Source organism: Paracraurococcus ruber, from assembly GCF_004353985.1.
Taxonomy (GTDB): domain Bacteria; phylum Pseudomonadota; class Alphaproteobacteria; order Acetobacterales; family Acetobacteraceae; genus Paracraurococcus; species Paracraurococcus ruber.
The window spans coordinates 1-429 of the sequence record NZ_SMOA01000710.1 but is presented as its reverse complement, the minus strand read 5'-3'; the positions used below and the strand labels follow the sequence as shown (position 1 = coordinate 429).

Genomic DNA, 429 nt, shown 5'->3' with positions numbered 1-429 from the left:
GGACCGGCATGCGCCGCTCCGGCCGGCACGCGCCTGTGGCGGGACCGCGCCGCCGGCCGCCCGGGAAGCGCTTCGCCGCGCCGGAATGCGAAGGGCGCCGGCGCAGCGGGCCGCCGGACCCGCCGGGCGCCGCTCGGCCGAAGCCTTCCGGCACGCTCTTCCCGCCGGATTCGCCGCGCTCCGGCACCGCATGGGCGCGGTGCCGATTGGCGGCCGTGATCGGCCCGAGATGCTCCGCGAGCGTCGTCCGCAGCCGGCCGGCGTCGAGCATGCGGATGGCGGGCGGCGCCGGCGCGGGTCCACGCGCTGGCGGAGCGTCTCGTCGCGCGCCTGGCGCCGGTGGCCCCCGGGAAGATGCGAGCCGCGCGCCGAAGCCGGGCCGGGGCGGCGGGCCGCAGGGCCAGGCGCTGCGCCACCGGGTGCCCTGCC

General features: G+C 81.8%; 1 pseudogene. It reads right to left on the bottom strand.

Annotation, left to right across the window (positions count from 1 at the left end):
* Positions 1-271, bottom strand: a pseudogene (locus tag E2C05_RS34460) (hypothetical protein); the annotation flags it as partial.
* Positions 272-429: the final 158 nt, after the last annotated feature.